At 69.5% G+C, this 7,058-nt stretch carries 8 protein-coding genes; 5 read left to right on the top strand and 3 right to left on the bottom strand.

What is annotated here, in order from left to right; genetic code table 11:
* Nucleotides 1-1,122, top strand: a 1,122-nt coding sequence (gene ald, locus ELY12_RS11620) for an alanine dehydrogenase (protein ID WP_126176876.1), incomplete at its 5' end; no start/stop codon positions are given.
* A 4-nt stretch (nucleotides 1,123-1,126) separates the two neighbouring features.
* Here the strand turns inward: ald and ELY12_RS11615 are convergent.
* Entirely contained in the window at nucleotides 1,127-1,957 is an 831-nt protein-coding gene (locus ELY12_RS11615) for a zinc-ribbon domain-containing protein (protein WP_126176875.1), read from the bottom strand.
* A gap of 153 nt (nucleotides 1,958-2,110) precedes the next feature.
* Between ELY12_RS11615 and ftsE the strand changes: the two genes are divergently transcribed.
* The 4 genes from ftsE to ELY12_RS11595 are packed head-to-tail and all read left to right on the top strand — an operon-like array spanning nucleotide 2,111 to nucleotide 4,989.
* Nucleotides 2,111-2,848: a cell division ATP-binding protein FtsE gene (gene ftsE, locus ELY12_RS11610; protein WP_126176874.1), complete on the top strand. Its 738-nt coding sequence runs from the start codon at nucleotides 2,111-2,113 to the stop codon at nucleotides 2,846-2,848.
* Nucleotides 2,845-3,774, top strand: a complete 930-nt coding sequence (locus ELY12_RS11605; protein ID WP_126176873.1) for a cell division protein FtsX — start codon at nucleotides 2,845-2,847, stop codon at nucleotides 3,772-3,774. Before ftsE ends, ELY12_RS11605 begins: the two co-directional genes overlap by 4 nt.
* Complete coding sequence (locus ELY12_RS11600; RefSeq protein ID WP_241229836.1) at nucleotides 3,771-4,307, top strand: YdcF family protein; 537 nt, start codon at nucleotides 3,771-3,773, stop codon at nucleotides 4,305-4,307. The genes ELY12_RS11605 and ELY12_RS11600 overlap by 4 nt, the downstream gene beginning before the upstream one ends.
* A 1-nt stretch (nucleotide 4,308) precedes the next feature.
* Nucleotides 4,309-4,989, top strand: coding sequence for a lysophospholipid acyltransferase family protein (locus ELY12_RS11595; RefSeq protein ID WP_126176872.1), 681 nt, complete (start codon nucleotides 4,309-4,311; stop codon nucleotides 4,987-4,989).
* Here the strand turns inward: ELY12_RS11595 and ELY12_RS11590 are convergent.
* On the bottom strand, nucleotides 4,986-5,897 hold the full coding sequence (locus tag ELY12_RS11590; RefSeq protein ID WP_126176871.1) for a prephenate/arogenate dehydrogenase family protein: 912 nt from the start codon (nucleotides 5,895-5,897) through the stop codon (nucleotides 4,986-4,988). The two genes, ELY12_RS11595 and ELY12_RS11590, sit on opposite strands and share 4 nt — an antisense overlap.
* Nucleotides 5,894-6,994 (bottom strand): histidinol-phosphate transaminase, encoded by a 1,101-nt coding sequence (gene hisC, locus ELY12_RS11585; RefSeq protein WP_126176870.1) that lies wholly within the window; start codon nucleotides 6,992-6,994, stop codon nucleotides 5,894-5,896. The genes ELY12_RS11590 and hisC overlap by 4 nt, the downstream gene beginning before the upstream one ends.
* Nucleotides 6,995-7,058: the final 64 nt, after the last annotated feature.

Raw genomic sequence — 7,058 nt, 5'->3', positions numbered from 1 at the left:
ATGCGCATCGGCTGCCCCAAGGAAATCAAGAACCACGAATACCGCGTGGGCCTGACGCCCGAGAGCGTGCGCGAGCTGTCTGCGCACGGGCACGAAGTGTGGGTCGAGACCGGCGCCGGCCTCGGCATCGGCGCGGACGACGGGCAGTACCGCCAGGCAGGCGCGGCCATCCAGGACGGCCCGGACCCGATCTTCGCCGAATGCGAAATGGTCGTGAAGGTCAAAGAGCCGCAGGCGGTCGAGCGCGCCAAGCTGCGCGAAGGCCAGGTGCTCTACACCTACCTCCACCTCGCGCCCGATCCCGAACAGACCGCCGACCTCGTCAAGTCCGGCGTCACCGGGATCGCCTATGAGACAGTCACCGGCCCGGGCAACACGCTCCCGCTTCTGAAGCCGATGAGCCAGGTCGCGGGACGGATGAGCATCCAGGCCGGCGCCACCGCACTGGAAAAGGCGCACGGCGGCCGCGGCGTGCTCTTGGGCGGCGTCCCGGGCGTGCTGCCCGGCAAGGTGATGGTGATCGGCGGCGGCGTGGTCGGCTTCAACGCTGCGCAGATGGCGGTCGGTCTCGGCGCCGACGTGACGATCCTCGACCGCGATCCCGAAGTGCTCGAGCGGCTCGGCACGCATTTCGAAAGCCGCGCCAAGACGCTATTCTCGAGCCAGGCGAGCATCGAGCAGACGATCTGCGAGGTGGACCTCGTGATCGGCGCGGTGCTGATCCCCGGCGCCGCCGCACCCAAGCTCGTCAGCCGCGAGATGCTCAAGTGCATGAAGCCCGGCGCGGTGCTGGTCGATGTCGCGATCGACCAGGGCGGCTGCTTCGAAACCAGCCACGCGACGACCCACGCCGACCCCACCTACGTCGTCGATGGCATCGTCCACTACTGCGTCGCCAACATGCCGGGCGCGGTTGCGCGCACCAGCACTTACGCGCTCAACAACGTGACGCTCCCGCACGCGCTCAAGATGGCCGACCTCGGCTGGCGCGAGGCGCTGCGACGCAACTCGCACCTCGCCGAGGGGCTTAATGTGCATGCCGGCAAGGTGACCTACCAGGCGGTCGCGGAAGAGCTCGGCTATCCCTACGCCTCGGTGGCCGAGGTACTTGCGGGAAGCTGAGCGTTTAGTTCGGCTTCCAGCCGATATCGGCGTACTTGGCCGATCGGGGCACGTCGGTCACAGCCTCGTTGATGGTCATCGTTTCACCCGGAGCGAGACGCGACTTGGGCGGGGGAATTTCCCAGCTGTAGACGATCCGATCACGCGCATCGCTCAGCACGATCAGGATCGATGGCACCGACTGCGTTTCCCGGCCGATGTTCTTCACGGTCCCGCTGGCCCCGAAATACTCGGTGCCGTTGGGCAGGGTGCGCCGTTCCTGCTTGTCCTTCGGAAAGTCGAGCCGCAAGTCCGGTTGCGCCATACCGAAGATCGGCCGGCTGATGGGCACCCATTCGGGCAGGCCCCAATAGCTGACCGCGGCGACGGTGCCGAGCGCGAGCACCGCGAACAGCGCGGCGGCCGCGGTCCACACCTTGAGCATATTGCGCCGCGGGCTGAACGGCGGCGCATAGTCGAACTGCGAGACCTCCTCGCCATAGTCCTGCGCTTCCGGCTCGGGGGTGGGCGCGGTTTCGACCACGGTCGGCGCGGGCGGCTCCTCCCACGACGGCGGTTCGGCTAGCGCGTCGGCGGGACGCGCTTCGGCATAGGCCGCCTCCGGTTCCTCGGCGACCGGCTCCTCGAAGGAAGGCGCAGCCGGAGGCGGGGGAGGCGAGGCGGCGGGCGCTTCAGCAGCGGCCGGCGCCGCGGCGACCTCCGCCAGATCGAGCACCGGCCCGTCCTGGAACCAGCTGTGGCGGCATTTGGCGCAGCGCACCGTCCGCCCTTCCGCGCCGATGGCGCTGTCCGGCACAACGTAGCGGGTCGTGCAGGCGGGGCAGGCGATGATCATGGTAAAGAATCTGACGCAAGCCGGAGGTGCGCACAAGAGTCACCGCCGTGCATCGCACTGGCAGACGGCTTTTTTCCACATGGAAGCCGGTCTATAGCCGGTTTTGCCGATGATCGCTGTGCGCTTTTCCCCTTTTGTTTCGAGCGCTTCGCGGTGACCGGCGATTCCGCCGAGGTGGTCACGTTCGACAACGTGGGCCTGCGCTACGGCACCGACCGTGAAATCCTGAGCGACATCTCGTTCACGCTGCATCCGGGCGGGTTCTACTTCCTCACCGGCGCGAGCGGCGCGGGCAAGACCTCCATGCTCAAGCTGCTCTATCTCGCACAGCGCCCGTCGCGCGGGGCGATCCGCATGTTCGGGACGGACGTCATTACCCTGCCGCGCGACCGCCTGCCCGCGTTCCGCCGACGGCTGGGGGTCGTGTTCCAGGACTTCCGCCTGGTTCCGCACCTGTCCGCGTTCGACAACGTCGCCTTGCCGTTGCGCGTGTCGGGCGTACGCGAGAGCGAATTGCGCAAGCCGGTTTCGGATATGCTCGACTGGGTCGGGCTCACCCACCGCGCGGAGGCGCGCCCCGCGACGCTGTCCGGCGGCGAGCAGCAGCGCGTCGCCATTGCGCGCGCGGTGATCGGCCGGCCCGATATGCTAGTTGCCGACGAGCCGACCGGTAACGTGGACCCCGACATGGCGCTCAAGCTGCTACGGCTGTTCGAGGCATTGAACCGGCTCGGCACCACGGTGGTGGTCGCGACCCACGATGTGCATCTGCTGCGCAAGGTGCCGGATTCGCTGATCATGCGGCTCGACAAGGGCCGGCTGAGCGATCCCACCGGTGCGCTGCGCTTTCCGCCCCGCCGCGAGCCGCCACGGGTGCAGGCGCTGGCATGAAGCGTCCTCCCGTACTCGCCCGTGCGGTTGCGCGCAGCCTGGTGCCGTTTGGCGGCGAGCGCGCCGCCGCGCTGGTACCGCACGCGCGGCTCGCCGGGCCGATGCCGTGGGTGATCGCCATCATGGTGGCGCTGACGGTGATCGCCGGGGCCGGTGGACTCGCGCTCAGCAACCTTGCCCACACCGCGCGCAGCGAGCTATCGGGCGCGGCGACGGTGCAGGTGGTCGAGCCGCTCAAGGTCGAGCGCGACCGGCAGACGCGCGCGGCTGAGGCGGCACTGTCCGGTCTGCCAGAAGTCGCCAGCCTGCGGGTGGTCCCCGACGATGAACTCAACGCCTTGCTCGATCCCTGGCTCGGCAGCGAAGGCGACGAAGCGGTACCGGTCCCGGCGCTGATCGATGTCGAGCTGCGCGGGCCTGCCAATGCAGAGCGGCTGACCGCGCTGCGCCGCGCGCTCGGCCCGGTGGCCCCGGCAGCGCGGGTCGATGCGCAGTCTTCATGGCTCGGACCGGTGTTCACCGCAATTTCTTCCCTGCAGTGGCTGGCGATTGCCCTGGTCGTGCTCCTCGCGCTGACGAGTGCCGCGGCGGTCTGGCTTGCGGCGCGCAGCGCGCTTGGCGGCAACCGGGGGACGATCGAGATCGTCCACCTGCTCGGCGGCACCGACGCGCAGATCGCGCGCATCTTCCAGCGATCCGTGGGGTTCGATGCGGCTGCAGGCGGCGCGGTGGGCCTCGCGCTCGGCATGGCGGCGGTGCTGGTGCTGGGGCGCCAGTTCGCGGCGCTCGGCTCGGGCATGGTCGCGGGCGGCGGATTGGCCGCGATCGACTGGGTGCTAATCGCAGCGATCCCGCTGGTCGGCGTGGTGATCGCGATGTTCACCGCGCGGCTGACCGTGCTCGGCGCGCTGAGGAGGATGCTGTGATCGGCCGGGCGCTCTCGTTCCTCGCGCTGCTCTACGCGTTCGGCTTCCTGTGGTTCGCCGCCGCGCTGCCGCAGCCGATGGAGGGCGCGAAGACCGACGGGATCGTGGTCCCGACGGGCGGTCCCGGCCGGATCGACCGTGGGCTCAAGCTCCTGCGCGAGCACCAGGCCCGATCGATGCTGGTCACCGGGGTCGACCGGGAAGTGAAGCCGGGCGAATTTGCCGCCGAGTATCGCGTCCCTGCGTCAACGATGCAGTGTTGCGTGACGCTGGGCTTCGCGGCCGTGGACACGCGCAGCAACGCCGCCGAAACCGCGGAATGGCTGAAGCGCAACGACTACCACTCGCTGCGACTGGTAACGACCGACTGGCACATGCGCCGTGCGGCGGGCGAGCTCGAATCCGCCCTGCCCGGCGGCGTGACGGTCGTCCGCGACGCGGTTCCGTCGCGCCCGCGCCTCGGCATCCTGTTTCTCGAATACAACAAGCTGATCGCGAGCACGCTCGCGCGGCTGGTGCCGCAGGGCGGCTGAGATGGCGGTGCTGCGCAGCCTGCTGTTCTACCTCGTGTTCTACACGGGCTCGATCTTCTACACCTCAGGCTCGCTGCTGGTCCTGCCGTTCAGCGCGCGCGCATTCCGCAAGGTCGTGCGCGGGTGGGCGCAGTTCCACCGCGCCTGCGCTCGCGTGCTGCTCGGCATGCGGGTGCGGATCGAGGGGGATGTGCCGGATGGTCCGGCGTTCTACGCGATCAAGCACGAGAGCTTCTTCGAGGCGATCGACGCGCCCGCGCAGTTCCGCAATCCGTCGGTCTTCGCGAAGGAAGAGCTGTTTTCGATCCCGCTTTGGGGGCCTTCAGCGCGAGCCTATGGCCTGGTGCCGGTGGCCCGCGACCAAGGTCCCAAGGCGCTGCGGACGATGATCGCGGCGGCGAAGGAACTGGTCGCGAGCGGGCGCCCGCTGGTGCTGTTCCCCGAAGGCACCCGCGTGCCGCACGGGACCGGCCCCAAGCTGCAGGCGGGTTTCGCGGGCCTCTACAAGCTGCTCGGCCTGCCGGTGATCCCGGTCGCCGTGAACAGCGGCCCGCTCTATCACCGGCGGTGGAAGAAGAGCGGGGTCATCACCTACCGCTTCGGCGAGCCTATCCCGCCGGGCCTCCCGCGCGGGGAGGCCGAGGCGCGCGTGCACGCCGCGATCAACGCGCTGAACGACTAGCCGTCGTGGTCGCCGCGGCCGAAATCGGGCCGCGCGTCATCCTGGCCCTGCTCGACGATCGAGCGGCGGATGTCGCGGGTGCGGGTGAACAGGTCGAACAGCGCGTCGCCGTTCCGCTCCCGTATCGCGCGCTGGAGCGCGGTCAGGTCCTCGGTGAAGCGGCCGAGCATCTCGAGAACCGCCTCCCGGTTGGTCAGGAACACGTCGCGCCACATCGTGGGGTCGCTCGCGGCGATGCGGGTGAAATCGCGGAAGCCGCCCGCCGAGTACTTGATCACCTCGCTGCGGGTCACGCCTTCGAGATCGCTGGCGGTGCCGACGATGGTGTAGGCAATGAGGTGCGGGATGTGGCTGGTCACCGCGAGCACCAGGTCGTGGTGCGCGGCGTCCATCAGCTCGACCTTGGCGCCGAGTGCCTCCCAGAACGCCGATAACCTGGCGAGCGCGGCCGGATCGGTGCCTTCAACGGGAGTAAGGATGCACCAGCGCTGGCGAAACAAGTGCGCGAAGCCCGCGTCGGGCCCGCTGCGCTCGGTACCTGCGACGGGGTGCGCAGGGATGACCGTGGCTCCGGGCAGCGCCTTCTTCAGCGCCTCCCCCACCGCCGCCTTGGACGAGCCGACATCGCTGACGATTGCGTCGGTGGGGAGCACATCGGCGATCTCGCGCGCGGCCTGTTCCATCGCGCCGACGGGGACGCAGAAGATGACCAGTTCGGCATCGGCGACAGCCTCGGCGGCGCTGTCGCAGACCCGGCTCACCAGCCCGCGCACGCCCGCGCGGCGCCGGACATCGGGGTCCGCGTCGAACCCGGTGGTGGTGCAACCGGCGAGGCTTTCCCGCACCGCCAGCCCGATCGATCCGCCGAGCAGGCCGAGGCCGATGATCGCGACACGCGCGAAGCTCATGCCGCGCTCCGCGCCGCTCGGGCGATCGCGTCGGCGACCGCGTCCATGTCCGCGCGCGTGCCGATGGTGATGCGCAAGGCGTGGCCCAGACCCTGGCTCGGCAGGTGCCGCACCGCGTAGCCCGCGTCGCTGATCGCCGCCATCGCCGCTTCTGCGGACAGTGCGCCTTCGAATAGCACGAGTACGAAATTGCCCTGGCTTGGCACCGGGCGGATCCCGTGATTGCCGAGCGTCTCCAGCGCGACGACGAAGCGGGCGCGCTCGGCGGCATTCTTGGCCCGGCTGCGCTCGACCCACTCATCATCGCCCAGTGCGGCGAGCGCCGCCGCCTGACCGTGATTGGTCACGTTGAATGGACCACGGATGCGGTTGAGTTCGCCGATCAGATCGGGCGCCCCGGTCGCCCAGCCGATCCGCTCCCCGGCGAGGCCATGAATTTTCGAGAAGGTCCGCGTCACGAGCACGTTGGCGTGCCGCTCGGCCAAGGCCAGGCCCTGGTCGTCGTCAGCGGGATCAAGATACTCGGCGTAGGCCTGATCGAGCACGAACAGCACGTTCGCCGGCAGCCCTGCGTGCAGCCGCGCCACCTCGCTCGCGGTCAAGAAGGTGCCGGTCGGATTGTTGGGATTGGCGAGCATCACCACCCGCGTCCGCTCGGTGACCGCGGCGAGCAGGGCGTCGACGTCGCAGCCGTATTCGGCGTCCGCGGCCTCGATCGGTTCCGCGCCGCAGCGCCGCGCGGCGATGTCGTACACCGCGAAGCTGTAGCGCGGAAACAGCACCTCGTCGCCCGGCCCCGCGAATGCCTGCACTGCGAGGTTGAGCAGCTCGTCCGAGCCCGTCCCGCAGACGATGCGCGCCGGATCGATCTCGTGCTTGGCGCCGAGCGCCTCGCGCAGCGCGGTGCTACCGGGATCGGGGTAGCGGCTCGCCGGCGCCGCCGAGGCCATCGCCGCCAGTGCCGCAGGCGAGGTGCCGAGCGGGTTCTCGTTCGCCGACAGCTTGAACAGCGGACGACCGCCGTCGCTGCTCGCCTTGCCCGGCGTGTAGGCATGGATGCGCGCGATCCAGGGCTTCGGAGTGGGACGGTCGGCCATGCGCGGCGCTTATGGCAGCGCCGCCGCGCTTGCATCAAAGAAATGCGAGAGGTTGCCCAATGGC

The organism is Tsuneonella rigui, assembly GCF_003958625.1.
Lineage (GTDB): Bacteria > Pseudomonadota > Alphaproteobacteria > Sphingomonadales > Sphingomonadaceae > Tsuneonella > Tsuneonella rigui.
This window is presented reverse-complemented; position numbering and strand designations above follow the sequence as displayed.